Source organism: Pantoea sp. 22096 (assembly GCF_052045955.1).
GTDB lineage: Bacteria > Pseudomonadota > Gammaproteobacteria > Enterobacterales > Enterobacteriaceae > Pantoea > Pantoea alfalfae.
In genome coordinates this window covers 1,176,973-1,202,598 of the sequence record NZ_JBQEPW010000001.1, presented here as the reverse complement: position 1 = coordinate 1,202,598, position 25,626 = coordinate 1,176,973, and the positions used below count along the sequence as shown (strand labels likewise).

Annotated in this window: 20 protein-coding genes and 1 pseudogene; 12 read left to right on the top strand and 9 right to left on the bottom strand. The window is 56.2% G+C overall.

Translation table 11 applies throughout. The annotated features are described in order from the left end of the window. Positions 1 to 16: 16 nt before the first annotated feature. From ACTJKZ_RS05520 to ACTJKZ_RS05510, 3 genes are all read right to left on the bottom strand, one after another. Entirely contained in the window at positions 17 to 484 is a 468-nt protein-coding gene (locus ACTJKZ_RS05520; protein ID WP_260058139.1) for a GNAT family N-acetyltransferase, read from the bottom strand. Between the two features lie 618 nt (positions 485 to 1,102). Continuing rightward, positions 1,103 to 2,602, bottom strand: coding sequence for an L-arabinose isomerase (araA, locus tag ACTJKZ_RS05515; protein WP_440829348.1), 1,500 nt, complete (start codon positions 2,600 to 2,602; stop codon positions 1,103 to 1,105). Positions 2,603 to 2,614: 12 nt separating this feature from the next. Further along, positions 2,615 to 4,300, bottom strand: a complete 1,686-nt coding sequence (locus ACTJKZ_RS05510; RefSeq protein WP_440829347.1) for a ribulokinase — start codon at positions 4,298 to 4,300, stop codon at positions 2,615 to 2,617. Positions 4,301 to 4,665: 365 nt separating this feature from the next. Here ACTJKZ_RS05510 and ACTJKZ_RS05505 point away from each other — a divergent pair, with 365 nt between their 5' ends. The 5 genes from ACTJKZ_RS05505 to ACTJKZ_RS05485 all read left to right on the top strand — a co-directional run bounded on the left by ACTJKZ_RS05505 (position 4,666) and on the right by ACTJKZ_RS05485 (position 10,407). Then, positions 4,666 to 5,649 (top strand): arabinose ABC transporter substrate-binding protein, encoded by a 984-nt coding sequence (locus ACTJKZ_RS05505; RefSeq protein ID WP_003853437.1) that lies wholly within the window; start codon positions 4,666 to 4,668, stop codon positions 5,647 to 5,649. A gap of 99 nt (positions 5,650 to 5,748) precedes the next feature. Then, a complete protein-coding gene (gene araG, locus ACTJKZ_RS05500; RefSeq protein WP_161732444.1) occupies positions 5,749 to 7,269 on the top strand; it encodes an L-arabinose ABC transporter ATP-binding protein AraG in 1,521 nt (506 codons plus the stop codon). Positions 7,270 to 7,281: 12 nt separating this feature from the next. Continuing rightward, positions 7,282 to 8,265: an L-arabinose ABC transporter permease AraH gene (gene araH, locus ACTJKZ_RS05495; RefSeq protein ID WP_440829346.1), complete on the top strand. Its 984-nt coding sequence runs from the start codon at positions 7,282 to 7,284 to the stop codon at positions 8,263 to 8,265. A gap of 76 nt (positions 8,266 to 8,341) precedes the next feature. After that, a complete protein-coding gene (gene araC / locus ACTJKZ_RS05490) occupies positions 8,342 to 9,259 on the top strand; it encodes an arabinose operon transcriptional regulator AraC (RefSeq protein ID WP_003853440.1) in 918 nt (305 codons plus the stop codon). A gap of 101 nt (positions 9,260 to 9,360) precedes the next feature. Beyond that, positions 9,361 to 10,407: an oxidoreductase gene (locus tag ACTJKZ_RS05485; RefSeq protein ID WP_222924073.1), complete on the top strand. Its 1,047-nt coding sequence runs from the start codon at positions 9,361 to 9,363 to the stop codon at positions 10,405 to 10,407. A 234-nt stretch (positions 10,408 to 10,641) separates the two neighbouring features. Here ACTJKZ_RS05485 and add read toward each other — a convergent pair whose 3' ends face one another. From add to manA, 3 genes are all read right to left on the bottom strand, one after another. Next, positions 10,642 to 11,637, bottom strand: coding sequence for an adenosine deaminase (add, locus tag ACTJKZ_RS05480; protein WP_161732440.1), 996 nt, complete (start codon positions 11,635 to 11,637; stop codon positions 10,642 to 10,644). 189 nt (positions 11,638 to 11,826) lie between these two features. Continuing rightward, positions 11,827 to 13,326 (bottom strand): YdgA family protein, encoded by a 1,500-nt coding sequence (locus ACTJKZ_RS05475; RefSeq protein WP_161732438.1) that lies wholly within the window; start codon positions 13,324 to 13,326, stop codon positions 11,827 to 11,829. 123 nt (positions 13,327 to 13,449) lie between these two features. Continuing rightward, complete coding sequence (gene manA, locus ACTJKZ_RS05470) at positions 13,450 to 14,634, bottom strand: mannose-6-phosphate isomerase (protein ID WP_440829345.1); 1,185 nt, start codon at positions 14,632 to 14,634, stop codon at positions 13,450 to 13,452. A 199-nt stretch (positions 14,635 to 14,833) separates the two neighbouring features. Here manA and fumC point away from each other — a divergent pair, with 199 nt between their 5' ends. Next, on the top strand, positions 14,834 to 16,231 hold the full coding sequence (gene fumC, locus ACTJKZ_RS05465) for a class II fumarate hydratase (RefSeq protein WP_161732435.1): 1,398 nt from the start codon (positions 14,834 to 14,836) through the stop codon (positions 16,229 to 16,231). Positions 16,232 to 16,273: 42 nt separating this feature from the next. Here the strand turns inward: fumC and tus are convergent, their stop codons facing one another. After that, positions 16,274 to 17,203, bottom strand: coding sequence for a DNA replication terminus site-binding protein (gene tus, locus ACTJKZ_RS05460; protein WP_161732433.1), 930 nt, complete (start codon positions 17,201 to 17,203; stop codon positions 16,274 to 16,276). Between the two features lie 202 nt (positions 17,204 to 17,405). Between tus and ACTJKZ_RS05455 the strand changes: the two genes are divergently transcribed. From ACTJKZ_RS05455 to ACTJKZ_RS05440, 4 genes and pseudogenes are all read left to right on the top strand, one after another. Further along, positions 17,406 to 18,590, top strand: a complete 1,185-nt coding sequence (locus tag ACTJKZ_RS05455; RefSeq protein ID WP_440829344.1) for an MFS transporter — start codon at positions 17,406 to 17,408, stop codon at positions 18,588 to 18,590. Positions 18,591 to 18,797: 207 nt separating this feature from the next. Further along, positions 18,798 to 19,292 carry an RrF2 family transcriptional regulator gene (locus ACTJKZ_RS05450; RefSeq protein WP_161732429.1) on the top strand — a complete coding sequence of 165 codons (495 nt, stop codon included), beginning with the start codon at positions 18,798 to 18,800 and terminating at the stop codon, positions 19,290 to 19,292. Between the two features lie 151 nt (positions 19,293 to 19,443). After that, positions 19,444 to 19,724: pseudogene (locus ACTJKZ_RS05445) on the top strand (type II toxin-antitoxin system HicA family toxin). Then, complete coding sequence (locus ACTJKZ_RS05440; protein WP_161732427.1) at positions 19,717 to 20,073, top strand: type II toxin-antitoxin system HicB family antitoxin; 357 nt, start codon at positions 19,717 to 19,719, stop codon at positions 20,071 to 20,073. Before ACTJKZ_RS05445 ends, ACTJKZ_RS05440 begins: the two are co-directional and overlap by 8 nt. 68 nt (positions 20,074 to 20,141) lie before the next feature. Here the strand turns inward: ACTJKZ_RS05440 and oqxB are convergent, their stop codons facing one another. Together oqxB and ACTJKZ_RS05430 are read right to left on the bottom strand one after the other, a co-directional pair. Beyond that, on the bottom strand, positions 20,142 to 23,294 hold the full coding sequence (gene oqxB / locus ACTJKZ_RS05435; RefSeq protein ID WP_440829343.1) for a multidrug efflux RND transporter permease subunit OqxB: 3,153 nt from the start codon (positions 23,292 to 23,294) through the stop codon (positions 20,142 to 20,144). A gap of 12 nt (positions 23,295 to 23,306) precedes the next feature. Beyond that, on the bottom strand, positions 23,307 to 24,461 hold the full coding sequence (locus ACTJKZ_RS05430; RefSeq protein WP_440829342.1) for an efflux RND transporter periplasmic adaptor subunit: 1,155 nt from the start codon (positions 24,459 to 24,461) through the stop codon (positions 23,307 to 23,309). Positions 24,462 to 24,762: 301 nt separating this feature from the next. Between ACTJKZ_RS05430 and ACTJKZ_RS05425 the strand changes: the two genes are divergently transcribed. Further along, positions 24,763 to 25,104 (top strand): helix-turn-helix domain-containing protein, encoded by a 342-nt coding sequence (locus tag ACTJKZ_RS05425; protein WP_013357796.1) that lies wholly within the window; start codon positions 24,763 to 24,765, stop codon positions 25,102 to 25,104. Between the two features lie 86 nt (positions 25,105 to 25,190). Next, the gene (locus ACTJKZ_RS05420; RefSeq protein WP_161732421.1) at positions 25,191 to 25,625 is read left to right on the top strand and encodes a ribonuclease domain-containing protein; all 435 of its coding nucleotides are present in this window, start codon (positions 25,191 to 25,193) and stop codon (positions 25,623 to 25,625) included. The last annotated feature ends 1 nt before the right edge of the window (position 25,626 follow it).

Sequence of the window (25,626 nt, the reverse complement as noted above, 5' to 3'; positions counted from 1 at the left end):
TCTCAGGAGCCGCCATTTATTGTGCCAGATGCAGTACCATCACCGTGACCGCTTCACCCGCTACCTGCCGCTGTTCCACCGCCTGCCATCCTGAACGCTGATAGTATGCCTGTTGATCGGGTGTATAGAGCCAGAGCTCGCCAATCTGCTGTTGTTTTGCCCGGACAATCGCCTGCTGGATCAAGGCTTTCGCCACGCCCCGGCCCCGGTATTTCTTGTCCGTCACCACTTCACCTATCCAGTATTCCCTTACCGCGATGTCGTCCAGTTCATAACGGATGACACTACAGGTCGCGATAACCGTTTCACCGTCCGATGTGGCGACGAGAGTAAATTCCGCCGAGCCGGTCTGATTCCGTTTTGTTAAACGCTTAAGGATAGTGTGATGATCCGACCATGCAGGAAGATGTGACCATTCAGTGTGCAACAGTTGTGCGGTTTGTGGGGCGTAGTCGGGATGTTGGTTCAGATCGGTAATTTGCATGGCGCTTTAACCTTGTTTTATCAGGTATGTAGCGATACAGGCTGGTGGGGGAAAGTGCAAGATGGTGAAAGAGTAGCGTTATAGCAAAGACTAAAGCGCTCTTTTGTATGTCCGGAAATACAATCGCTATGGGATTTGTGTGCAAGGTCAGGAAAGGTATGCCTGATCGCAAAGAATTCCCGCATCCATGCGGATCGGCCGCGCCATCCCTGGCGCGGACGCTTTGCTCTTCAGGCATACCATTCCTTCCCGGTTGGGTTTGATCATGGCTTTTAACAACTTGCACTGAGCTATCAAAAAGGAAGGAATCGTAGGCGGTTGAGTGAAACATCTGACGCATGAAGTTATTGCTAATACGCTTGATGCTCTGAGCTTTGAAATATTCGCTCAGACTCAACAAAAAGGAGGGGATGGCGGGCAGTGGAGTAAAGCGTCCGCCGCATGGATGCGGCGGCCGAGCCTACAGGGATGTATTTACGGCGACTTTACGTAACGCCCGCCATTCCCGACTGAATAGCACAGTTTTTATCAAAACCGACGCGGAATTAATTCCTGCGTCGGTCTTTTTTAATCACTTAGGCACGCTACCAATCAAAGAAAGGCAGCACCAATCACCTATTAACGTTTCAACCGGTAATACGCTTCGTTCCAGCGCAGCGCATCTTTAAATGCTGGCAAGGTGGTGTGCTCATCAATCACCAGCACTTCGATATCGTTCATCTCACCGTACAGATACATATCCTCAAGCGTCAGCGCCTGACTGAACACCGTATGGTGCGCGCCGCCGCCCAGAATCCACGCTTCGGAAGCGGTCGCCAGTGATGGCTGCGCTTTCCACAGTGCGCGGGCAACCGGCAACTTCGGCAGCGGTTTCGGCTGTTCGATAGCATCCACCACGTTAACCAGCAGACGGAAACGATCGCCCATATCAATCACGCTGGCGTTAACCGCACGACCGGCTGGCGTGGAGAAAATCATGCGTGCCGGATCGGCTTTGTCACCAATACCCAGGAACTGCACATCGATTAAAGGCTTCTCTTCAATGGCAATCGACGGGCAGACTTCCAGCATGTGCGAGCCAAGCACCAGATCGTTGCCTGGTGAGAAGTGATAGGTGTAATCCTCCATAAATGAGGTGCCACCTTTGCGATCGCCTGCCAGCACTTTGAAAATGCGCAGCAGCGCAGCAGTTTTCCAGTCACCTTCGCCTGCGAAACCATAGCCCTGACCCATCAGACGCTGAACCGCCAGACCGGGCAACTGCGTCATGCCGTGCAGCGTCTGGAAGTTAGTGGTGAAGGCGTGGCAGCCTTCCGCTTCCAGGAAACGCTTCAGACCGAGTTCTATGCGCGCGGCATCCAGCACGTTCTGACGTTTTTCGCCGCCAGATGCAGCAACATCGGTAAAGCGATACAAGCTTTCGTACTCGTCGATCAGCGCATTTACGTCTCCATCGCTGACGCCATTGATCACCTCAACCAGATCGCCTACACCCCAGCCATTCACTGAATAGCCGAACTGAATTTGTGCGGCGACCTTATCGCCTTCGGTCACGGCCACTTCACGCATGTTGTCGCCAAAACGGGCGACTTTCAGCTGCTGGCTGGCCTGTTTAGCCAGAGCCGCTCGCATCCAGTTGCCAAGACGCTGCTGGCTGGCACTGTCTTTCCAGTGACCGGTCACCACACTGTGCTGCAGGCCCATACGTGCGCCAATGAAACCAAACTCACGGCCGCCGTGGGCGGTCTGGTTCAGGTTCATAAAGTCCATGTCCATGCTGTCCCATGGGATCTCTGCATTGAACTGAGTATGAAATTGCAGCAGCGGCTTGTTAAGCACGCTCAGGCCGCCAATCCACATCTTGGCCGGAGAAAAGGTGTGCAGCCAGGTAATGATCCCGACGCACTGCTTGTCATAGTTGGCGTCGCGGCACAGGGCCAGGGCTTCATCCGGTGACTTCACCAGCGGTTTCAGCTCCAGACGCACGGGTAAACCGGCCTGATTCAACCCCTCGACGACCTGACGTGCATTCTCTTCAACCTGGCGTAATGTCTCCGGCCCGTAGAGGTGCTGCGTGCCGATGACAAACCACACGCTGTAGTTATTTGACTGTTCCATAAAACCACTCCTTCACTTAGCGGAAGCGGGGCGGGCGGCGTATTGTGGTTCTGCCGTCACGCACCATTGTTGATAGCGTTGATAAAGTTGTTGATAGCGGGCGACGCGCGCCGGATCGGGCTGCAGCGTCACGGCAATCGGGCTGGCCATGACCTGCTGTGCATCCGGTACGCTGGCGTGAACACCAGCGGCGACGGCGGCGAAAATGGCCGCACCCAGCGCACAGCACTCGTCAGAGGCGACGATATCCAGTGGGCGGTTCATCACATCGCAGCAGGCCTGCATAATCGCCGGGGATTTCCGCGCGATGCCACCGAGTGTCAGAATGCTCTCGACCGGAATCTGCTGCTGCTCGAAGCACTCCATAATGGCACGTGCGCCAAACGCGGTTGCCGCGACCAGACCACCAAACAGCGCGGGGGCATCGGTGCCCAGATTCAGGTCGGTAATCACCCCTTTCAGCCGCTGATTGGCATTTGGCGTGCGGCGACCGTTAAACCAGTCCAGTACCACCGGCAGATGGTCGAGCTGCGGATTGGCAGCCCAGGCCTCGGTCAGATCCTTAATCAGATTCTTTTGCATCTCAGCCAGCTGAGGCTTCAGCTCAGGATGCTGCTGCGCCGCCAGCTGTAACGGCCAGCCCAGTAAACGGCTGAACCAGGCGTAGATATCACCAAAAGCAGACTGACCCGCCTCCAGTCCGATAGCGCCTGGCACGACGCTGCCATCGACCTGACCACAGATGCCTTTAATAGCGCGATCGCCGACTTTATCTGCGTCAGCAATCAGAATGTCGCAGGTGGATGTGCCGATCACTTTCACCAGGGTATAGGGTTTAGCTCCGCCACCGACTGCGCCCATATGGCAGTCAAACGCGCCACCGGAGAGCGTGACGGTCTGCATCAGGCCCAGACGCTGTGACCATTCCGGACTGAGCGTGCCGACCGGCAGATCCGCGGTCCAGGTATCCTTGAATAACGGGGAGTCGAGCTGCTGGGTTAACAGCGGGTCGAGCGCACTAAGGAAATCGACATCGGGCAGGCCGTTCCAGTCGCCGTGCCACAGCGCTTTATGCCCGGCCGCACAGCGGCCACGGCGCAGCTTATCTGGCGCGGTCGTGCCGCTTAACAGGGCGGGTACCCAGTCGCACAGTTCGACCCAGGAGACCGCGGCCTCACGTACGGCCGCATCTTCACGCGACACGTGCAGAATCTTCGCCCAGAACCACTCCGAGGAGTAAATGCCACCGATATAGCGGCTGTAATCCTGGAAGCGGCCGCTGTGACACAGCTGATTAATCTCTTCTGCTTCTTCTATCGCCGTGTGATCTTTCCACAACACAAACATCGCGTTGGGGTTCTCCGCGAACTCGGGGCGCAGCGCCAGCACGTTGCCGTCGCGGTCAATTGGCGCCGGGGTTGACCCGGTGCTGTCAACGCCAATGCCGGCTACGGCGGCGCGTTGATCGTCGCTCAGTGCATTCAGCACGCCGAGCAGCGCCTGCTCCATCGCGTCGATGTAATCCTGTGGATGGTGACGAAAACGGTTAGTGTGCGGATCGCTGTATAAGCCCTGCTGCCAGCGCGGGTAGCTGCACACCGCACTCTGCAGCTCTTTGCCGCTATGACAATCTACGGCCAGCGCACGCACCGAATCACTACCAAAGTCCAGCCCAAGGGTGATGGCTCCAGCACGCATCGGAATCTCCTGTAGTTAGTTAACTCCTGTATCCTGGGTTCGGCGCGCCAAATCAGTTAGTCATCGCTGGCTGACAATATGCACTTTTCTGTCATCGGCAGTGATTTTGTGATCCATTGCAAAAGTTAAGGTCCGGTTAAATTTGCTGAATATATGGATCATTTTGTCGTGATTTTAATGTGTGATACCGCTCTACATTTTTCTTCGCTAATACCGCTAAAACTAGCCCAGCGTCTGGACAGTCTGTCGGCACATGCCAGCCTAACGCACTGATTTATGGCTGTACCCACATAAGAAAATTAACTGGTAGCGTTTACACCAATTCGTTATTAGCAGCGAAAAATAACCTGGTACCGGAGAGCATCATGCATAAATTCACTAAAGCATTCGCGGCCATCGGCCTGGCAGCGGTTATGTCACAATCCGCTATCGCCGAGACCATGAAGCTGGGTTTTTTAGTCAAACAACCAGAGGAACCCTGGTTCCAGACTGAATGGAAATTCGCCGACAAAGCGGGCAAAGATCTTGGCTTTGATGTCATCAAAATTGCCGTGCCGGATGGTGAAAAAACCCTGAATGCCATCGACAGCCTGGCGGCCAATGGCGCGAAAGGTTTTGTTATCTGTACCCCCGATCCGAAACTTGGCTCTGCCATCATGGCAAAAGCGCGGGGCTATGGTCTGAAAGTCATCGCTGTGGATGACCAGTTCGTCACCGCGAAAGGTAAACCCATGGACACCGTGCCACTGGTGATGATGGCGGCCACCAAAATTGGTGAGCGTCAGGGTCAGGAACTCTATAAAGAGATGCAGAAACGCGGCTGGGATGTAAAAACCACTGGCGTGATGGCGATTACCGCGAATGAACTTGATACCGCACGTCGCCGTACCGGCGGCTCAATGGACGCGATCAAAGCCGCAGGTTTCCCGGCAGCGCAGATCTACCAGGTGCCAACCAAATCTAACGATATCCCAGGCGCGTTTGACGCCGGTAACTCCCTGCTGGTGCAGCATCCTGAAGTTAAACACTGGCTGATTGTCGGCATGAACGACAACACCGTGCTGGGCGGCGTGCGTGCCACCGAAGGCCAGGGCTTTAAAGCGGCTGACGTCATCGGTATCGGCATCAACGGCGTCGATGCCATCAGTGAACTGTCGAAAGACAAGGCGACTGGCTTCTACGGTTCGCTGCTGCCAAGCCCGGATATCCATGGCTATAAAAGCAGCCAGATGCTCTACAACTGGGTCAGCAAAGGTGAAGAGCCACCGAAATTCACCGAAGTTACCGATGTGGTGCTGATCACCCGTGACAACTTCAAAACTGAACTGGCGAAAAAAGGACTGATGTAACCCTGAGCCTGTCGGGCTGTCCGCAGCCTGGCATCCTTAATAGCCGATTTCGCGCCGCCCGCCGTAACAGGCCGGTGGCGCGAAAGAGTGAGGACCAACATGAACACTGATTCAGCATTTCTGTCGTTTCATGGCATCAGTAAAACCTTCCCTGGCGTGAAAGCGTTGCAGGATATCTCCTTCGACTGCCGGGGCGGTGAAGTCCATGCGCTGATGGGCGAAAACGGCGCAGGCAAATCGACGCTGTTAAAAATACTCAGCGGCAGTTATCAGCCGAGCGGCGGTGAGATTCGTATTAAAGGCAAGCCAATGAGCTTTCAGCGCACCACAGATGCGCTGGACGCGGGCGTTGCCATTATTTACCAGGAGCTGCATCTGGTACCGGAAATGAGCGTGGCGGAGAACATCTACCTCGGTCAGATTCCGCACAAGCACGGGCTGGTTAATCGTAAGCTGATGCGCTTTGAGGCGGGCGTGCAACTGAAAAATCTCGGCATGGATATCGATCCCGATATGCCGCTGAAATACCTGTCGCTGGGGCAGTGGCAGATGGTGGAGATTGCCAAAGCGCTGGCGCGCAACGCGCGCATTATCGCCTTTGATGAGCCAACCAGCTCCCTGTCAGCGCGTGAAATCGACAACCTGTTCCGCGTCATCCGCCAGCTCCGCGAGGAGGGCCGGGTGGTGCTCTACGTTTCTCACCGCATGGAGGAGATCTTTGCCCTCAGCGATGCCATCACCGTCTTCAAAGATGGTCGCTACGTGCGGACCTTTACTGACATGGCCAACACTCATCATGACGATCTGGTGCAGGCGATGGTGGGACGTAACCTGGGTGATATCTATGGCTACTCACCGCGGGCCAAAGGCGAAGTGCGGCTGGAGCTGGACAAGGTTGAAGCGAAGGGCGTGCGGACGCCAATTTCGCTGAAAGTTCATGCCGGTGAAATCGTCGGGCTGTTTGGCCTGGTCGGAGCCGGACGCAGTGAACTGCTGAAAGGATTATTTGGCGGCACGCGGCTGCGCGGCGGTCAGGTGATCCTGGACGGTAAACCGCTGCCGCTGCGGGAGCCGATCGATGCCATCCGCGCGGGCATCATGCTCTGTCCGGAAGACCGCAAAGCCGAAGGCATTATTCCGGTGCACTCGGTGCGCGACAACATCAACATCAGCGCCCGTCGTCACAATCTCACCGCCGGTTGTCTGATTAAAAACGGCTGGGAAAACAAAAACGCCGACAGTCATATCCGCTCGCTGAACATCAAAACGCCCAGCGCCGACCAGCTGATCATGAACCTCTCCGGCGGTAACCAGCAGAAGGCGATTCTGGGACGCTGGCTCTCTGAGGATATGAAAGTGATCCTGCTGGATGAGCCAACGCGCGGCATCGATGTCGGTGCCAAACATGAAATTTACAACCTGATTTATCAACTGGCGAACCGGGGTATTGCGGTGCTGTTCGCCTCAAGCGATTTACCGGAAGTCATGGGCCTGGCCGACCGCATCGTGGTAATGCGTGAAGGTGCCATTGCCGGTGAACTGCTGCACGACGACGCCACGGAGCAGCAGACGCTGAGCCTGGCGATGCCCAAAACCACTCAAGCGGCCGCCGTGGCCTGACAGGAGATCATCATGGCTTCATCCACGACCTCAAATACGCCGCAGCCCGCTTCACGCGGCGGCCTGCAGTTAGGTCGCATCTGGGACAACTTCGGCATGCTGGTGGTATTTGCACTGCTGTTTATTGTCTGTGCGATTTTTGTGCCGAACTTCGGCTCGTTTATCAATATGAAAGGCTTAGGGCTGGCGATGTCGATGTCCGGCATGGTCGCCTGCGGCATGCTGTTCTGTCTGGCCTCCGGGGATTTTGACCTGTCGGTTGCGTCAGTTATCGCCTGTGCAGGTGTTGTGACCGCCGTGGTGATCAACATGTCCGAAAGCCTGTGGATTGGTGTAGCGGCCGGTCTGGTGCTCGGCATGATCACCGGTTTTATCAATGGTTTTGTGATTGCCCGACTCAAGATCAATGCGCTGATCACCACGCTGGCGACGATGCAAATCGTGCGCGGCCTGGCTTATATCTTCTCTGACGGTAAAGCAGTCGGGATTGAAGATGAGCGCTTCTTTGAACTCGGTTTTGCCAACTGGCTTGGCGTGCCTGCGCCCATCTGGCTGACGCTGGCTACCATGCTGATCTTCGGCTTCCTGCTTAACAAAACCACCTTTGGCCGTAATACCCTGGCGATTGGCGGCAATGAAGAGGCCGCGCGACTGGCCGGTGTGCCGGTGGTGCGAACCCGTATCATCATCTTCATTCTTTCCGGTCTGGTTTCGGCGGCCGCGGGCATCATCCTGGCGTCACGTATGACCAGTGGTCAGCCAATGACCTCCATCGGCTATGAGCTGGTGGTGATTTCTGCCTGCGTACTGGGCGGCGTGTCACTGAAAGGCGGCATCGGCAAGATTTCCTACGTGGTGGCAGGGGTGTTAATTCTCGGCACCGTCGAGAATGCGATGAATTTATTGAATATCTCGCCATTCTCACAGTATGTGGTGCGCGGTCTGATACTGTTAGCTGCGGTGATTTTTGACCGTTACAAACAGAAAAAAGCCTGACTGATCGAGCCGTTGGCCCGCAGAGGCAAAGGTCTCTGCGGGCTATCCGAACAATAACAGACTGAGTGAGGACGCTATGTATCACCGCGAATTACCGGCCGAGCAGCAAAACCCCTTGTTGCCGGGCTATTCATTCAATGCCTGGCTGGTGGCGGGGCTGACGCCCATCACCGCTGATGGCCCGCTCGATTTCTTTATCGATCGCCCGCACGGCATGAAAGGTTACATTCTGAACCTCACCATCAAAGGCAAAGGGCGGGTATTCGACGGCGAGCGGGCATTTGACTGCGAACCGGGCGAAATGCTGCTGTTTCAGCCAAAAACCGCTCACTATTATGGCCGCGCGCCGGACAGCCCGCAGTGGTTCCACCGCTGGGTCTATTTCCGTCCACGCGCCTACTGGCACGACTGGCTGCGCTGGCAGGATGAGCAGGAGGGCGTGGGACGACTGCTGCTGCCGGAATCGCTGCGCGGCGAGTTCGACCGCCTGTTTGCCAGTATCGAACAAACCCATAACTCGGGCCGTCGCTTTGCGGAAGAGCTGGCGATGAACCTGCTGGAGCGACTGCTGCTGCGCGCCGTTGAAGAAGATCCGCGCAGCCATCAGCTAATCCGCGATCCGCGCGTGATTGAAGCCTGCCAGTATGTGACCAACCATCTCGCCAGCGAGGTGAAGATTGAAGAGGTGGCACGTCACGTCTGTCTTTCACCGTCGCGGCTGGCGCACCTGTTCCGCGAGCAGATGGGTGTGAATTTGCTACGCTGGCGTGAAGATCAGCGCGTTATCCGCGCCAAACTGCTGCTGCAGACTACCCAGGAACCTATCGCCTCGGTAGGGCGTGAAGTGGGTTACGATGACCAGCTCTACTTCTCACGGGTATTCCGCAAGCGTGTTGGCGTCAGTCCCAGCGACTTCCGCCGTCGCAATCAGGATGCGCACGACAGCCTGGCAGCGCAGACGGCCTGGCCCCTGGCGCGAAGTGCTATCTCTTAGTTTTTTCGGGGGATTCCGCCTTGTCCTCACCTGGTTAATAGTCTTAAATCAATCAGGTTATCAACTAAGAGCCTGCCATACAGGCTCTGAGAGGAATCCAAATGAGCGATAAATTACGTGTTGGTCTGATCGGCTACGGCTTTGCCAGTAAAACGTTTCATGCCCCGCTGATTGCGGGAACGCCGGACGTCGAACTGGCCGCCATTTCCAGTAGCGACGCCAGCAAAGTTCACGCCGACTGGCCCGCCGTAAAGGTGGTGGCCGATCCTCAGGCGCTGCTGGACGACCCGACTCTGCAATTGATTGTTATTCCTACCCCTAATGATACCCACTTCCCGCTGGCTAAAGCGGCGCTGAACGCCGGTAAACATGTGGTGGTCGATAAGCCGTTTACCGTGACGTTGTCACAGGCACGTGAGCTGGATGCGCTGGCGAAAGCCAAAGGGCTGCTGCTGTCGGTGTTCCACAACCGACGCTGGGACAGTGACTTCCTGACGCTGAAATCCCTGCTTGAAGCAGGTTCATTGGGTGACGTGCGCTACTTCGAATCGCATTTTGACCGTTTCCGTCTGGAAGTGCGTAATCGCTGGCGTGAAATGAAGGGCGCAGGCAGCGGAATCTGGTATGACCTGGGACCGCATCTGCTGGACCAGGCGCTGCAGCTGTTTGGCCCGCCGGTCGCCATCAATGTCGATCTGGCCGAAATGCGTCCGGGTGCGCAGACCACCGACTACTTCCACGCCACGCTGACCTATCCGCAGCGCCGCGTCGTGCTGCACGCCAGCATGCTGGTGGCAGCGGAATCTGCGCGTTATACCGTCCACGGCACGCGCGGCAGTTACGTCAAATATGGTCTGGATCCGCAGGAAGATCGCCTGAAGTCAGGTGATTTCCCGCCGCAGGCAGACTGGGGCTATGACATGCGCGACGGCACACTGACGCTGGTTGAGGGCGACTCCCTGACCGAAACCACGCAGTTGACCCAGCCGGGCAACTATCCTGCTTACTATGCAGGCATCCGCGATGCGATTGCCGGACGCGGTAATAATCCGGTAACGGCGGAAGAGGCGATTCAGGTGATGGAGTTGATCGAACTGGGTCTGCAATCCGCCGAAAAACGCCAGACGCTGTCGCTGAAGCGCGTTTAATCTGTAGGTGTAATACGGGCTGGGTACCAGCCTGTCAGATTGCTAACAAGCCCGTAGCGTGAATCAGACAGCAATAAATCTGTTTAGCGCGCAGGGACTACGGTCAGAAGAGGAAAGCGTCCCATCTGACCGTAGTCTTTGCGCAGGCTCGGTCCCATAGCGAAAAGATCTATACCTCGTTACCATAAAAACGGGCCGGTTATCCGGCCCGTTTTTTGTCGCTACGCTTCAGGATTACTGCACGCGAGCGCGAATAGCCGCTTTCTCAGCGTCGCTGAGGAAGGCAATCGTCAGACCATTCTCCTGCGCCTGACGGATCTGTGCCGCGCTCAGACCGGCAGCCGGTGCGGCATGATGATATTCATGCGCCAGTTCAATGCCCTGAACCGCGGGATCATCGGTATTGATGGTCGCCAGAATGCCATGCTCAAGGAAGGTCTTCAGCGGATGCTGCGCCAGTGAAGGCACGGTGCTGGTCTGGATGTTGGAGGTCAGGCAGGACTCAATACCAATATGGTGCTCCGCCAGGAAATCCATCAGCGCGCGATCTTCAATCGCTTTCACGCCGTGACCGATACGTTCTGCGCCCAGCTCACGAATCGCCTGCCAGATGCTCTCCGGACCAGCTGCTTCGCCCGCATGCACGGTAACGCGGAAACCGGCATCGCGCGCCTGGGTAAAGTGACTCAGGAACTCGCTGCCCGGGAAGCCCAGCTCATCACCCGCAAGATCGACCGCAGTGATATGATCGCGGTGGGCAAGCAGACCTTCCAGCTCGCTGAGGCAGGCATCTTCGCCAAAGGTCCGGCTCATAATCCCAATCAGACGCACGTCGATATCGTGCTGCTGACGGCCTGCGCGCACGCCGTCAATGACCGCTTCCACCACACCGGCAATTGGCAGATTGTGGGTCATCGCCATATAACCGGGCGAAAAACGCAGTTCAGCATAATGAATGCCCGCGCGCGCGGCATCTTCGACATTTTCCTGCGCAATGCGGCGGCAGGCATCCAGATCGCCCAGCACTTTCACGCCCCAGTCGAGTTTCTGCAGGAAGCTCACCAGATCAGGTTCATTCTGGCCAACCTGCACATGCGGACGCAGCGTCTCCAGGGTTGATGCGGGCAGGGCGAGATTAAACTGGCGGCCTAAATCAAGAATGGTTTGTGCACGAATGTTGCCATCAAGGTGGCGGTGAATATCAGTCAGAGGAATTTTAGAATCGATCATGGCGCACTCGCTGAGTTGTCGGTGAAGTGCAGAGCATTATAAAAATATCTTGCGCAACAGCGCCAGCTATTTGCGCAACAGCCGCGCCGGATGCTGCTTAATTACCCATAACTGGCGGGCAAACTCACTTCCGCAGCGGTCAGGCATAAAAAAAGCGACCCGGAGGTCGCCTTTGGTGGAAGACAGCGCTTACTGCGGCATGCCTTCGCTGGTCGGCATACCCAGCATATAACGGGACAGAAACTGTTCCAGCGTCATCTTGTCGCCGTTCATGTTCACCTGACCGTTGGTGTACTGCAGGCTGGTCACGATGTTGTTATCCTGCTGTTGAGTCAGGCGGAACATCTGACCCATCGCCGCCAGACCTTTAACCTGCTGATCCGCCAGCTTCTGCGCGTCGTCGGCCTGATAACCTTCAGCCAGACCCACTTTATGCATGGTTTCGGTTGCCATCGGCATATTGATGACCAGCTTGCTGTCCAGACTTTTCAGTACCCGATCAACCATAGCGCTCAGAGTCTGGGCTTCACCGGTAACAGCAGAAGGGTCATTGAAGCTGGCCGTCAGATTAAAGGTGCTTTCACCTTTGTCATTCTTCCAGCTCAGCGGAGCGATGCTGATGGATGGCGAGCCTTTCAGCAGCATCGGCAGATTGGCCATCAGAATCTGATGTATGCCTGCCTGATAGCGGATAGGATCTTCTGCAACGCCAGGCTGGGTCAGCAGTTCCTGCATCTGTTGGTTATAACGATCGGAGAACGCTTTGACCGCCTGCGCATCAAACTGTGACAGCTTCATTTTCAGCGCTGCCTGACCAAAGTCCTGCTTCTGCAGCTGAACGCTTTCAACCTTGTAGTCGATATCGCCGCCAATTTTACCGGCGCTGTTGTCGAAAGAGGAGGTGCCTTTCATTTTGTGCAGCGTCAGGGCGTCCTGACCATTGATGCTGGCATTTACCTTCTCAATACCGACCGACTGATCGCCGATGCGTACGCCTTCGGGGCTGAGGTGCGTGTTACCGCTCAGCTTCAGACCATTGACAGTGAACAGTACCGGCTGGCCCATCTCATTTTTACTGGTCAGCGCGAGGCTATCCACATCGCTGTCCAGCGACACTTTATCGCCTTTATTATCGGCGCTGATGTTGAAAGTGCCGCCATTGGTGGCAAAACGTTCACCGGTTTGCGCATTCTGATAATCAACCGGCAGGACACGCAGTGCGGTATCGGTAGCACCGCTGTAGCCGATGCGGGTGTCTGCGTTAATCAGCGATTTATTGCCGGTCAGCTCAAACAGCTTCTTCACCGCATCGGTGTTAGCCAGCTCGGTATGAACAGATGCCATGCTCGGGATCAGATTGAAATGCCTGAGCTGCGCAAACGGGAAAGGGCCATGATCGATGGTTTCATTCAGGATGATGCTCTGACCCGGCTTAAGCAGCGGATTATCTTCCGTCTGCGAATTGGCCTGAACCACCAGATTCACCTTGCTGCTGAACACGCCGCGCTGATAGTCCTGATAGCTGATCTTCAGTCGACTGTTAGGGGCATAAGCGTTCAGCTGTGCATTGGCGTTCTGCACCAGCTCATCCCTGTGGCTTTCAATTTGCTTGCCGGTGAACCACGCCGCGCCAGTCCAGACTACGCCCAGTGCGATGATGACACCTACGGCAACATTGGTCTTTTTCATTGCTGATTCGTCCTTATCCTTGAGTCCGCTTATGCCGCAGGTTTACCCCAGCGACCGAAGAAAAACGCCCGCAGGCGTTTAAAAGCTAATAGGTTGAAATAATAGCAGTTAACAGAGATTCCGTCAGCCGCGCTGCCCTAAGTCGTTAAATACCCGCGCCAGTCGGCCCGTACCGGCGACCGTTACTGGCGATTCGCTGGCGGCAATGAAGCAGGATTCACCCGGTTTTAGCGTCAGTTGCTGATCGCCTTTGGCGATGACAGCCTGGCCTTCGATGCAGAACAGCAGGGCAGCGCTCTGCTGCGCCAGCGATTGCGGTTCTGCATTCAGGCTATGGATGGCAAAGGCAAAATCTTCTACCGGAATCGGGAAGCGCAGCATGTTGCCCTGTTGCTCTGGCTCCGTCAGCAGCGAGCTGGCAGGCTTCTCCTCAAACTTCAGGTTGGCCATCAGCTCGTCGATATCGATATATTTCGGGGTTAAACCGGCTCGTAATACGTTATCAGAGTTGGCCATCACCTCCAGCGCTACGCCTTTCAGATACGCGTGCGGGGTTTCAGCGTAGAGGAACATTGCCTCGCCGGGCTGCAGGGTGATGACATTCAGCAGCAGCGGTGAAAACAGGCCGCTGTCGTCAGGATATTCAGCCGCAATCATGCGGATGGTTTCCCACGGCTCGCCCTGCTGCGCATCAAGTGCGGATTTCAGCACGCCCAGCGCCAGCGATTTCGCCTCACCCTCCAGTGACAGCAGGGTCGAGAACAGCGCAGCAAGCGTCTCCCGATCGGGATGTTGCAGAAAATGGGCAATCTGAGGATGTGCACCTGCAACCGGCTCGAGCAGTGAGACCATCTGCGTCAGCGTGCGAAAGCCATTCATTGCCTGAAACGGCGTCAGCGCATAGACCAGCTCCGGCTTGTGGTTTGCATCTTTATAGTTGCGCTCGGCGGCCGTCAGGGGAATCCCCGCCGCATTCTCACGGGCAAAGCCCACTTCGGCCGCACGTTTGCTGGGATGGACCTGAATCGACAGCGGCTGATCGGCACACAGCACTTTAAACAGAAACGGCAATTCACCAAAGCGCTGTGCCACCGCGTCGCCCAGCATCGCGGCGGGCGCCGCATCAATCACGTCACGTAACGAACGCGCGTTGCCCTGATCCATCACGATAGAGGGACTTTTCGGATGTGCGCCCATCCACAGCTCTGCCATCGGCAGGCCCTCGGGATTGGCAATCCCATACAGCTCAGTCAACGCTGTTTTGCTGCCCCATGCGTAATTTTGCAGCGAGTTATTCATTTTTTGCATTGTGTAACCCTTTATCACGGGAAATTATTGCGGCTATTAAAGCAGAAACTACCGGTAAAAATACATATCCAGCGCAAAAGGACGCTAAGCTCTGATAATGTTAAATTATTGTATATCAGTATCCTGACCGCCGGGTTATCGATTGCGATGACAGAACGGGCGATCATTCTTTTAAAAAACAGGTGAAGGAGACGTATTCATGGCAGCCAATCGCATTGAGAAAGATTCAATGGGCCCCATCGATGTACCGGCAGACAAACTGTGGGGCGCGCAGACGCAGCGCTCACTGGAACACTTCCGTATCTCAACCGAAAAAATGCCGACCGCGCTGGTGCATGCGCTGGCACTGACCAAGCGCGCCGCGGCCAGCGTAAACCGCGATCTGGGGCTACTGCCTGCTGACCGCGCGGATGCGATTGTCAGCGCGGCGGATGAAGTGCTGGCGGATAAGCATGCGGACGAGTTCCCGCTGGCGATCTGGCAGACCGGTTCCGGCACCCAGACCAATATGAACATGAATGAGGTGCTGGCAAACCGCGCGAGTGAAATCCTCGGCGGGGAGCGCGGGATGTCGCGCCTGGTCCATCCTAACGACGATGTGAACAAGAGCCAGAGCTCCAACGACGTCTTCCCGACGGCGATGCATGTTGCCGCCGTGATCGCCCTGCGCGAACAGTTAATACCTCAGATTCAGGTACTGAAAAAGACGCTGAGCCAGAAGTCTGACGCCTTTAAAGACATCGTTAAGATTGGTCGTACTCACCTGCAGGATGCGACGCCGCTGACGCTGGGCCAGGAGATTTCCGGATGGGTAGCGATGCTGGAGCACAACCTGAAGCATATCGAACAGAGCATTCCGCACGTGGCGGAGCTGGCGCTGGGCGGAACCGCCGTAGGCACCGGTCTGAACACCCATCCGGAGTATGCAGTGCGCGTGGCGAAGGCGCTGGCCGATCTGACGCAGCAGCCATTTGTCACCGCACCCAACAAGTTTGAGGCACTGGCAACCTGTGATGCGCTGGTGCATGCGCATGGCGCGCTAAAAGGGCTTGCCGCCTCGCTGATGAAAATTGCCAATGACGTACGCTGGCTCTCTTCCGGCCCGCGCTGCGGCATTGGCGAAATCGCCATTCCGGAAAACGAACCTGGCAGCTCAATCATGCCGGGCAAAGTTAACCCAACGCAGTGTGAAGCGATGACCATGCTTTGCTGTCAGGTGATGGGAAACGACGTGGCGATCAACATGGGCGGCGCGTCGGGTAACTTTGAGCTTAACGTCTTCCGTCCGATGGTGATCCATAACTTCCTGCAATCGATTCGCCTGCTGGCGGATGGCATGGACAGCTTTAACCATCACTGTGCCGTCGGCATTGAGCCGGTGCGTGAGCGCATCGATCAACTGCTCAACGAATCACTGATGCTGGTGACCGCGCTGAACACCCACATCGGCTATGACAAAGCGGCTGAAATTGCCAAGAAGGCGCATAAAGAGGGGCTGACGCTGAAGGGTTCGGCGCTGAAGCTGGGGTATCTGACCGAAGAGGAGTTTGATGCCTGGGTTCGTCCGGAAGAGATGGTCGGCAGCATGAAGTCGTAAGGTCAGCGATGAAGAAGAGGCCAGCGAATGCTGGCCTTTTTTTTATATCGGGCAATCGACCCACAGATGCAGTCGGGGTATCAGCAGATTAAGCGGTTCAGCGGCGGGCTTATGACGATGCGTAATGTTATCGGCGTCGTAATTAAGCAGCTCGCCCAATACCGGAACCTGACTGCGATCGCGACAGATCACCAGGATCGGTGAAGGGCAGGCCAGCTGGGTCTGTTTTTGTTCATCCGCGCGCCAGACGCGTGCCACCGGCTGGACTTTCACCGGGCGCTTGATTTTCAGCCGTGCCGAGGCGGGCAGGGCACGCACGCTTGCCAGCTCCTCCTGCACTTTTTCCGCCCACTGTTCGCGTGACCAGGGTGCCTTCGCGCGTCCCGACTTCAGGCTTTTTTCCAGCTGGGCGATCACCTCTTCACGCTTAAGATTCTTGATAATGTGCTTGTTGGCCCAGCCGAAACGCAGGCTGTCAGGGGCGCTGAGCAGGGTGATCGTGCGATAGGCATTCAGGGTAATCAGGCCGCGCAGGTGCTGGTGGACGAACTCAAAACGCGCTTCGCTCGGCAGGCCCGAGTCTACCGTGATCAGTTGCTCCAGCCGGGCTTTCAACTGGTTGATGAGGTCGACCAGCGAGCCGATCTCCGCTTCCCGCTGCGCATCGCATTCAATACAGAGCGCGCCGGGTAAGCGAACGGCAGCCTTGGTGCTGAGCTGTTCGGACTGATGCTGCATAAACAGGCGGCAATAATGATCAAGTGCCATCTTCAACGCGCTCTCACCGAGATGCTGTTCAACGGCAATCTGAGTTATCGCTTCATGTTCACGGCCTTTCACCACCGGCGGCAGGCTGAAGATGCGGGCGATCAGCAAAGGCTGCGCCTCAATCTGCTGACGCAACTCGCCCAGCGCCAGTTCCAGGTCGTTTACACACTGATGCATATCAGCCACTAAGTCGTAGCGCGTCATGTCGTGCCTCCATAGTTACAACGTTCACAATGTGGCAGAAGCCTGGCGAGGATGCAAGCACCATATAGTTACAACATACTAAAAGTATTTTACTTAAAACCGTGCGGCCTGCGTAGCTATCCAGTCAAAAGGGCATCACGCATTTTGGCTTATCGCGGAACATGTTATAAAAACGGTTCGCCTGCTAACCAAGAAATTGCCTGTGAATCAGAACAACAAACCCGTTATCGCCGCCATTTTCACCCTGGGCCTGGTGCAGATCCTGTCATGGGGCGGGTCATTCTACCTGATGGCGGTGATGGCGAATCCGATTGCGGCTGAGACAGGCTGGTCACAGCAGTGGATCTACGGCGCGCTCTCGACGGGAATACTGGTGTCAGGCCTGCTGTCACCGCTGGCTGGCAGGATTATCGCCCATACCGGCGGTCGTCTGTTACTGGCGTTAAGCGGTCTGGTAATGGCGGTGGGGCTGGTGATAATGGCGGTCAGCGACTCGCTGCCGCTGTTTCTGTTTGCCTGGGTGATCATCGGCATCGGTATGGCGATGGGCCTTTATGATGCCCTGTTTGCCACACTCGGCACCTGCTATGGCGGTCAGGCACGTTCAGCGATCACCGGTATTACGCTGATTTCAGGCTTCTGTACCACGCTCGTCTGGCCCGGCACAGCGTTACTGATTCATGGATTTGGCTGGCGGGATGCGTCACTGATTATTGCGGCAATGATGGTGATCTGCGTGCTGCCTGCCTATCTGTTTGCCTTACCGGCGAGCCATGCTAAGCCGCCTGCAAAAAGGGCGGTTAAACAGTCTGCCATGCCGGAGATTGAACCTGCGCTGTTCTGGCTGCTGTGCGCCATTTTTACTCTCGCGTCTGTGATCATGACGGCGATTTCTGTGCAGCTTATCGCGCTGTTGCAGGCGAGTGGCCATACGCTGACGTCGGCGCTGGCGATCAGCGCCGTACTTGGCCCGTGCCAGGTGGGATCCCGACTCGTCGATATCGCCTTTAAACGCAGTCATCCGATCCGCACTACCTTTTTTTCTGTCGGGCTGGTGGCGCTGGGCCTGCTATTACTGGCACTTTTTCCGCAGATGGCGCTGCTGAGCATGGTGCTGTATGGCGCAGGAAATGGCTTACGCGCCATCGTGCGCGGAACTTTACCGCTGGCGATGGTCAAACCAGAGTCTTACGCGATTGTAGTGGGTAAAATGGCCCGCCCGGCATTAATGGGACAGGCACTGACACCGCTGATGGGTGGATATGTGTTTGAAAAGATGGGTGCATCGGCGACGCTGTGGTTGCTTTGCGCTTTAGCAATCTTTAACGTGGTGCTGGTTATGGCGCTAAAGCAGCGATTACCGGCGGCGTCGGTCACCACCGCATGATCGCACTGTTCTCCGTGTTCAGCAGAATAAGGACAAAGAACAGGGTAAGCACCTTGTGCTATCAGGCCTCAGCCTTTGGTGAATACGTGCCTTGTCACCGTGGGCTTGCTTCAAAAAAGCAACAGTGTTTGTTATATTTATTGCTCATTGATTGTTCACTTATGCGGCAATAAAACAATAAGATGCACCGCAACTCAGGATAAAGAAATGCTTGATTACCGCTTCCCGACAGCTTTGCAAATGGTTCTGAGCGTAGCGATGGCGGAGCAAATGGGTAAACGCTCTACCAGCGCGATTCTGGCCTACGGGCTTGAAGCGAATCCCAGTTTCATTCGAAAATTAATGGTCCCGCTGACCCGTGACGGCATTATCGTCTCTACGCTGGGCCGAACCGGTTCGATTCATCTGGGCCGTCCTGCGGCGGAAATCACCCTGCGGGATATCTATGTCTCAGTGATTGAAGACAAAAAAATCTGGGCTGCGCGCCCTGACGTCGCGCCGCGCTGTCTGGTCAGTGCCAACCTCTGCTGGTACTTTAAGTCGATAGCCGATGAAGCCGAGCAGGCGTCGCTGGATGTGCTGGCAAAACGCACCGTGGCAGACGCACTGAACGAACTGAAGAAACGCGATACCAGCAACTGCACCGCCGTGCCGGAACCTGAACCCGAAGAGAGTGAAGAACTCTGCAAAAAAGGCCGCTGATTAGCGGCTTTTTTTATGCCTGCTGAACGTCCATTTCTGAGCCACTTCTTTCCCAAACCTGCAACACAGGCCTTCTCTCCGTAAATTCCATCTTGACCTCTTACCGTATCGTAATAAAATGACTTCACTGGGTGAAGTCGCGAAGGTCAGGATGAACACCGTTGTCAGGGACTTACGGAAAAAACAGCGTGAAACGTTGGAGCAGGTTTTTCAAATGCCGCCGCCGTCCGGACTGAAATGGCAGGCAGTTGAGTCATTATCAGGGCTCTGGGTGGTGAGATTAAAGAAGGCAGTGGTTCACGGGTGCGTTTTCTTCTCAGAGGAAGAATAGCGCGTTTTCACCGGCCGCATCCTTCGCCAGACACCGACAGAGGGGCTGTTATTAATCTGCGTGAATGGCTGGAAAGTATTGGAGTCGATCCTTATGAATAATCGTTCAAATTCATCAATCACCGTCGCCGGGCAACCCGCCGTGATCACCTATGTTCCTGAACTCCACATGTTCCGTGGGCGTTTTACTGGCCTGTCAGGCTACTGTGATTTTGTCTCTGACAGCGTACAGGGGCTGTACAAAGAGGGCGAGATTTCGCTGCGCGAATACCTGGAAGATTGTGCAGCCTCCGGCATTAATCCCTATGCTGAGCAGGAAAAAATTAAGACCTTTACGCTGCGCTATCCTGAATCGATGGGAGAGCGCCTGTCTCAGGCTGCCGCGCAAAATGAAACCTCGCTGAATGCGTTTATCATTGAAACGCTGAATGAAAGATTGAAGCGGCGCTAATCAACATGTTGCCAGTCACAGACAAAAAAAGGGGCGATCATCCGATCGCCCCTTTTAATGTTGAGTGTTTACGCCGTCACGGTTTCGGCATCACCTGACCGGCGCGTCACCAGCTTGCGCAGGGCGACGTAGAACACCGGCGTCAGGAACAGGCCGAAGAGTGTCACGCCGAGCATGCCAGAGAAGACGGTAATCCCGGTCACGCCGCGCACTTCTGCACCCGCACCTTCACCCAGAATCAGCGGGATGGTACCGGCGATAAAGGCGATTGAGGTCATCACAATCGGACGCAGACGCAGGCGACACGCTTCCAGCGCCGCTTCGATAATCCCTTTGCCCTGAATCTCCAGCTCACGCGCAAACTCCACGATAAGAATCGCGTTCTTACAGGCGAGGCCCATCAACACCACCAGTCCGACCTGCACGAAGACGTTGTTGTCACCGCCGGTCAGCCAGACGCCAAACAGCGCAGAGAGCATCGTCATCGGCACAATCAGGATCACTGCCAGCGGCAGCGTCCAGCTCTCATACAGCGCCGCCAGCACCAGGAACGCCAGCAGGACGGCCATCGGGAAGACAATCAGCGCGGTATTACCCTGGGTTGACTGCTGATAACTCAGGTCGGTCCACTCGATGTTCATGCCGTTCGGCAACAGCTGGCCGGACATCGCTTCCAGCTGACTCATCGCCTGCGCCGAAGAGAGCACGCGTGGATCGGCATCGCCAATTAAATCCGCCGCAGGATAGCCGTTATAGCGGATCACCGGATCGGGGCCGTAGCTGGTGGTGATGTTAACCATGCTGCCAATCGGCACCATCTCACCGCGGTCGTTGCGGGTACGCAGGTTCGCAATATCTTCGACGCTGTCGCGGAACTCCCCATCCGCCTGCGCCATGACGCGCCAGGTGCGCCCAAAGCGGTTAAAGTCATTCACGTATGACGAGCCGAGATAGGTCTGCAGCGTGCTGAACAGTGCGGTCAGCGACACGCCCTGAGCTTTGGCTTTATCCCGGTCAACCTGCACATCAAGCTGTGGAACATTGGCCTGATAGGAGGAGATAGGGAAGTGCATCCCTGGCGTCTGCATGATGCTGCCCGACAGCGTATTAATTGCCGTTTGCAACGCGCCATAGCCCAGACCGGCACGGTCCTGCACATAGAGCGAATAGCCAGAGCCCTGACCCAGTCCCAGAATCGGCGGCGGCATAATCGAGAAGCCAAAGCCCTGCTGGATCTGCGCGATTTTTGCATTAATCTCCGCGTTGATCTCTGCCGCCGTATGTTTGCGCTCATTAAACGGCTTCAGACCAAAGAACACCGTGCCGCTGTTCGGGGTGTTGGTGAACTGCAGCGCATTCAGGCCGGGGAAGGCCACCGCATAGGCGACGCCTTCGGTCTGCATACCGATTTCGCTCATCTTACGAATCACTTCATCGGTGCGGGCCAGTGAGGAGCCTTCCGGCATCTTCACGCCGCCAATCAGATAGAGCTTATCCTGGGTTGGGATAAAGCCACCCGGCACGGTTTGGAACATAAAACCAGCACCGGCCAGCAACAGGATATAGACGCCAAATACCGCGCCACGGCGACGCAGCGTGCGGCCAACCAGCGATTCATAACCGTGCGCACTACGCTGGAAGAAGCGGTTAAACGGACGGAACAGCCAGCCGAACAGGGCATCAATGATTCGCGTCAGCCGATCTTTCGGCGCATCATGTCCTTTCAGCAGCATCGCCGCCAGCGCGGGCGAGAGCGTCAGCGAGTTAATCGCCGAGATCACCGTGGAGATCGCGATAGTGGTGGCGAACTGCTTATAAAACTGCCCGGTCACGCCAGAGAGAAACGCCATCGGCACAAACACCGCGCACAGCACCAGCGCGATGGCGATGATCGGCCCGGAGACCTCGCGCATTGCCTGATGCGCGGCGGCGCGCGGAGACAGTCCCATCTCAATGTTACGTTCGACGTTCTCCACCACCACAATGGCGTCATCCACCACGATACCGATCGCCAGTACCAGCCCGAACAGGCTCAGGGTGTTCAGCGAAAAGCCGAGCAGATAGAGCACGCTAAAGGTACCGACCACCGAAACCGGCACCGCCAGCAGCGGAATAATCGAGGCGCGCCAGGTCTGCAGGAACAGAATCACCACCAGTACCACCAGGATTACCGCTTCCAGCAGGGTCTGCACTACCGCTTTAATCGAGTCGCGGACAAACACCGTTGGATCGTAAGGTGCAGCCCATTTGACATCGTTGGGGAAGCGGGTTGCCAGCTCATCCATTTTGGCGCGAACCGCATTGGAGAGATCGATAGCGTTAGCGCCCGGAGCCTGGAAGATGCCGATACCGACCGCATCTTTGTTATTGAGCTGCGAGCGCAGGGCATAGCTGCCTGATCCCATCTCAATCCGCGCCACATCGCGCAGCCGCACCAGCGAACCATCTTCTGAGGTTTTCAGGATAATATCGCCAAACTGCTGCTCGCTCTCCAGTCGTCCCTGGGTGTTGATCGACAGCAGGAAGTCACTCTGCTTTTTCAGAGGCTCCGCGCCCAGCTGACCGGCAGAGACCTGCACGTTCTGCTCCTGCATCGCCGTCACTACGTCAGCGGCCGTCAGGCCACGCGCCGCAACTTTACTGGGATCAAGCCAGACGCGCATCGCATATTCGCCTGCGCCAAAAATCTGGATCTGACCGACACCCGGCAGGCGCGCCAGCTCATCTTTGACCTTGAGCGTGGCGTAGTTACGCAGGTAGAGCGAATCGTAGGTATTGTTCGGTGAAAACATGTGCACGACCAGCGTCAGCGTCGGCGACATCTTCTGGGTTGTCACGCCCAGCCGACGCACATCTTCCGGCAGACGGGCTTCCGCCTGTGCCACGCGGTTCTGCACCTGTACCTGTGCCTGATCGGGATCGGTGCCCGGACGGAAAGTAACGGTTGTCACCAGCACGCCGTCCGAACCGGCCACTGACTTCATGTACATCATGTTTTCGACGCCGTTGATCGCCTCTTCCAGCGGCGTTGCCACGGAATCCGCGATCACTTTCGGGTTAGCGCCAGGATACTCGGCGCGCACCTGCACGCTGGGTGGCACGACGTCGGGGTACTCACTGATTGGCAGCAGCGGAATGGCAATCATGCCGGTGACAAAAATCAGGATCGACAGCACCGCAGCAAAAATAGGCCGGTCGATAAAAAAGCGGGAAAAGTCCATAGCGGCCTCGAATTATTGAGCGGTTGCCGCACGCATGGCGACCTGCTGAGCTGTGACCGGCATGCCGGGCATAAAGACTTTTTGCAGACCGGCGATGATCACCTTGTCACCGGATTGCAGACCCGATTTAACGATACGCAGGCCATCTGCCATTGCGCCGGGCTGAATATCGCGCCGCTGTGCTTTACCTTCACCATCCACCACGTAGACATATTTGCGATCCTGGTCGGTCAATACCGCTTTATCATCGATTAGCACCGCCTCAAACTGTGCGCTGCCGGGCAGACGTACGCGGGCAAACAGGCCAGGCGTAAACAGCCGCTGTTGATTGTCGAGCAGGGCGCGCATACGAATGGTGCCGGTACTGGCGGTCAGCTGGTTATCCAGAAAATCAATTTTGCCCTGGTGCGGGAAACCCTGTTCGCCGACCAGCGCAATCTCAACCGGCAGCGCATGGCGCTGCTGGCCCTGACGCGCCATCGCCTGATAGTTCAGGAAGGTGTTCTCATCGACATCGAAATAGACATACATCTGCTGCTGCGACACCAGCGTAGTCAGCACACTGGCGCTGTCGCCGGCGGTCACCAGGTTACCGGCGGTGATCATCGCCCGGCTGGCGCGGCCATCAATCGGTGCGGTGACGCGGGTAAAGTCGAGGTTCAGCTGCGCCATATCGACCGCAGCTTCAGCAGCCAGCACATCAGCCTGCGCCTGACTGGCGGCCGAGCGACGCTGTTCCCATGCCTCGCGGGAAATCGCCTGGGTGCCGATCAGCTTCTCGCTGCGGCCTGATTCGCTGCGGGCCAGACTGGCCTGACTGCGCGCCCGCGCCAGTTCCGCTTTGGCCTGCTCCAGCGCTGCGCGGTAGCTGCGGTCATCGATGGTAAACAGCACCTGACCTTTTCTGACCTCATCGCCTTCACGATAGTTAACGGCGTCGATATAGCCCGAGACGCGCGGCCGCAGCTGTACACTCTGCACCGCTTCAACCCGGCCATTGAAATTGTCCCACTGGCTGACCGGCTTGATCAGCACCGGCGCGGCACTCACTTCAGGCGGTGGTGGCGGGGCGTTTTGCGCCACACCTTTATCGCAGCCGCTCAGTTGCGTGATGAGCAGTACCATCCCTAAGAGGGTTAAACCCTGACGAACCCGGTTCGTAATCATTGTTGTTATTCCGCGATAGATATAAAAGACGACCTGCAGGCCAATATTTGCAACTTTTAATATTGCAATTAATCGCAGGGAGTGTAGGCTTGCGTCGCGGGCAACTGCAAGAATAACAGATACACTTTATGTGCGGTTTTGGGCAGAGCGATGAAAGCCTGACCAGTTGCGCTAAAACCCTATAAACAGTGCGGCATTTAATGTACTAATAAAACTTGCATTAAATGGCATAGTCAGCCACCCTTAAGTGTAACTGCAACTGATACTAATACTTTTCGCCACGGCGACAGGAGAGACTGGAATGATGAGTGATGCTTTTATTCACGATTTAATCGACTGGATTGATAACAACATCGAAGCACGTCTGGATCTGGATACCGTTTCAGAGCGCGCGGGCTACTCCAAATGGCACCTGCAGCGCATGTTTAAAGAGCACACCGGTTATCCACTGGGTGAATACATCCGGGTTAAGAAGCTGAAGAAATCAGCCGATCGTCTGACCAGCACCGATGAACCGATTCTCAATGTGGCGATCTCGTTAGGTTTCGACTCCCAGCAGTCCTTTAACCGCAGCTTCAAACGTCAGTATGGTGTCGCGCCGGGTGCATGGCGTCGTCACAGCGGGGAATCGCACGCCGCATAACCTCGCCAGGGCCAGCTTGTCTGGCCCGCGCTTTTCTCGGCGCACAAAACTGGTATTATCTGCGTCCTGTTGTCTCGGATGCCATCATGTCAAAAAAACTCTGGATTGGACTTTTCCTTGTCCTCGCGGCCTGTTTCTACGGCCTTAAACCTTATCTGAACACTGTTTCAGCCCCTTCTCAGGCAGATATCGCCACCCTGACTGACGCCCATACCGTGGCGCGCTGGGTGCTGCAGCACCAGCAATTACCGGACTACTACCTCACTAAAAGTGATGCGCGTAAGCGTGGCTGGAATCCGGCCACAGGTAATCTGTGCGAGGTACTGCCGGGCAGAGCTATCGGCGGCGATCGCTTTACCAACCGTGAAAAGCGGCTTCCCGCGCGTGCGGGCCGTCAGTGGTATGAAGCGGATGTGAATTATCGCTGCGGTCACCGCGACGCCGACCGCCTGGTATACTCCTCTGACGGGCTGGTGTTCCTCTCCACCGACCACTACCGCAGCTTCAGACAGGTGCCCTGAT

Bases quoted from the DNA above. Each gene is read 5' to 3' on its own strand.
- araA (WP_440829348.1), bottom strand. From the start codon at position 2,602: ATGGAACAGTCAAATAACTACAGCGTGTGGTTTGTCATCGGCACGCAG.
- oqxB (WP_440829343.1), bottom strand. From the start codon at position 23,294: ATGGACTTTTCCCGCTTTTTTATCGACCGGCCTATTTTTGCTGCGGTG.
- ACTJKZ_RS05520 (WP_260058139.1), bottom strand. From the start codon at position 484: ATGCAAATTACCGATCTGAACCAACATCCCGACTACGCCCCACAAACC.
- manA (WP_440829345.1), bottom strand. From the start codon at position 14,634: ATGCAAAAAATGAATAACTCGCTGCAAAATTACGCATGGGGCAGCAAA.
- araC (WP_003853440.1), top strand. From the start codon at position 8,342: ATGTATCACCGCGAATTACCGGCCGAGCAGCAAAACCCCTTGTTGCCG.
- ACTJKZ_RS05450 (WP_161732429.1), top strand. From the start codon at position 18,798: ATGCTTGATTACCGCTTCCCGACAGCTTTGCAAATGGTTCTGAGCGTA.
- fumC (WP_161732435.1), top strand. From the start codon at position 14,834: ATGGCAGCCAATCGCATTGAGAAAGATTCAATGGGCCCCATCGATGTA.
- add (WP_161732440.1), bottom strand. From the start codon at position 11,637: ATGATCGATTCTAAAATTCCTCTGACTGATATTCACCGCCACCTTGAT.
- ACTJKZ_RS05425 (WP_013357796.1), top strand. From the start codon at position 24,763: ATGATGAGTGATGCTTTTATTCACGATTTAATCGACTGGATTGATAAC.
- araH (WP_440829346.1), top strand. From the start codon at position 7,282: ATGGCTTCATCCACGACCTCAAATACGCCGCAGCCCGCTTCACGCGGC.
- ACTJKZ_RS05440 (WP_161732427.1), top strand. From the start codon at position 19,717: ATGAATAATCGTTCAAATTCATCAATCACCGTCGCCGGGCAACCCGCC.
- ACTJKZ_RS05505 (WP_003853437.1), top strand. From the start codon at position 4,666: ATGCATAAATTCACTAAAGCATTCGCGGCCATCGGCCTGGCAGCGGTT.
- ACTJKZ_RS05510 (WP_440829347.1), bottom strand. From the start codon at position 4,300: ATGCGTGCTGGAGCCATCACCCTTGGGCTGGACTTTGGTAGTGATTCG.
- tus (WP_161732433.1), bottom strand. From the start codon at position 17,203: ATGACGCGCTACGACTTAGTGGCTGATATGCATCAGTGTGTAAACGAC.
- ACTJKZ_RS05475 (WP_161732438.1), bottom strand. From the start codon at position 13,326: ATGAAAAAGACCAATGTTGCCGTAGGTGTCATCATCGCACTGGGCGTA.
- ACTJKZ_RS05485 (WP_222924073.1), top strand. From the start codon at position 9,361: ATGAGCGATAAATTACGTGTTGGTCTGATCGGCTACGGCTTTGCCAGT.
- araG (WP_161732444.1), top strand. From the start codon at position 5,749: ATGAACACTGATTCAGCATTTCTGTCGTTTCATGGCATCAGTAAAACC.
- ACTJKZ_RS05420 (WP_161732421.1), top strand. From the start codon at position 25,191: ATGTCAAAAAAACTCTGGATTGGACTTTTCCTTGTCCTCGCGGCCTGT.
- ACTJKZ_RS05430 (WP_440829342.1), bottom strand. From the start codon at position 24,461: ATGATTACGAACCGGGTTCGTCAGGGTTTAACCCTCTTAGGGATGGTA.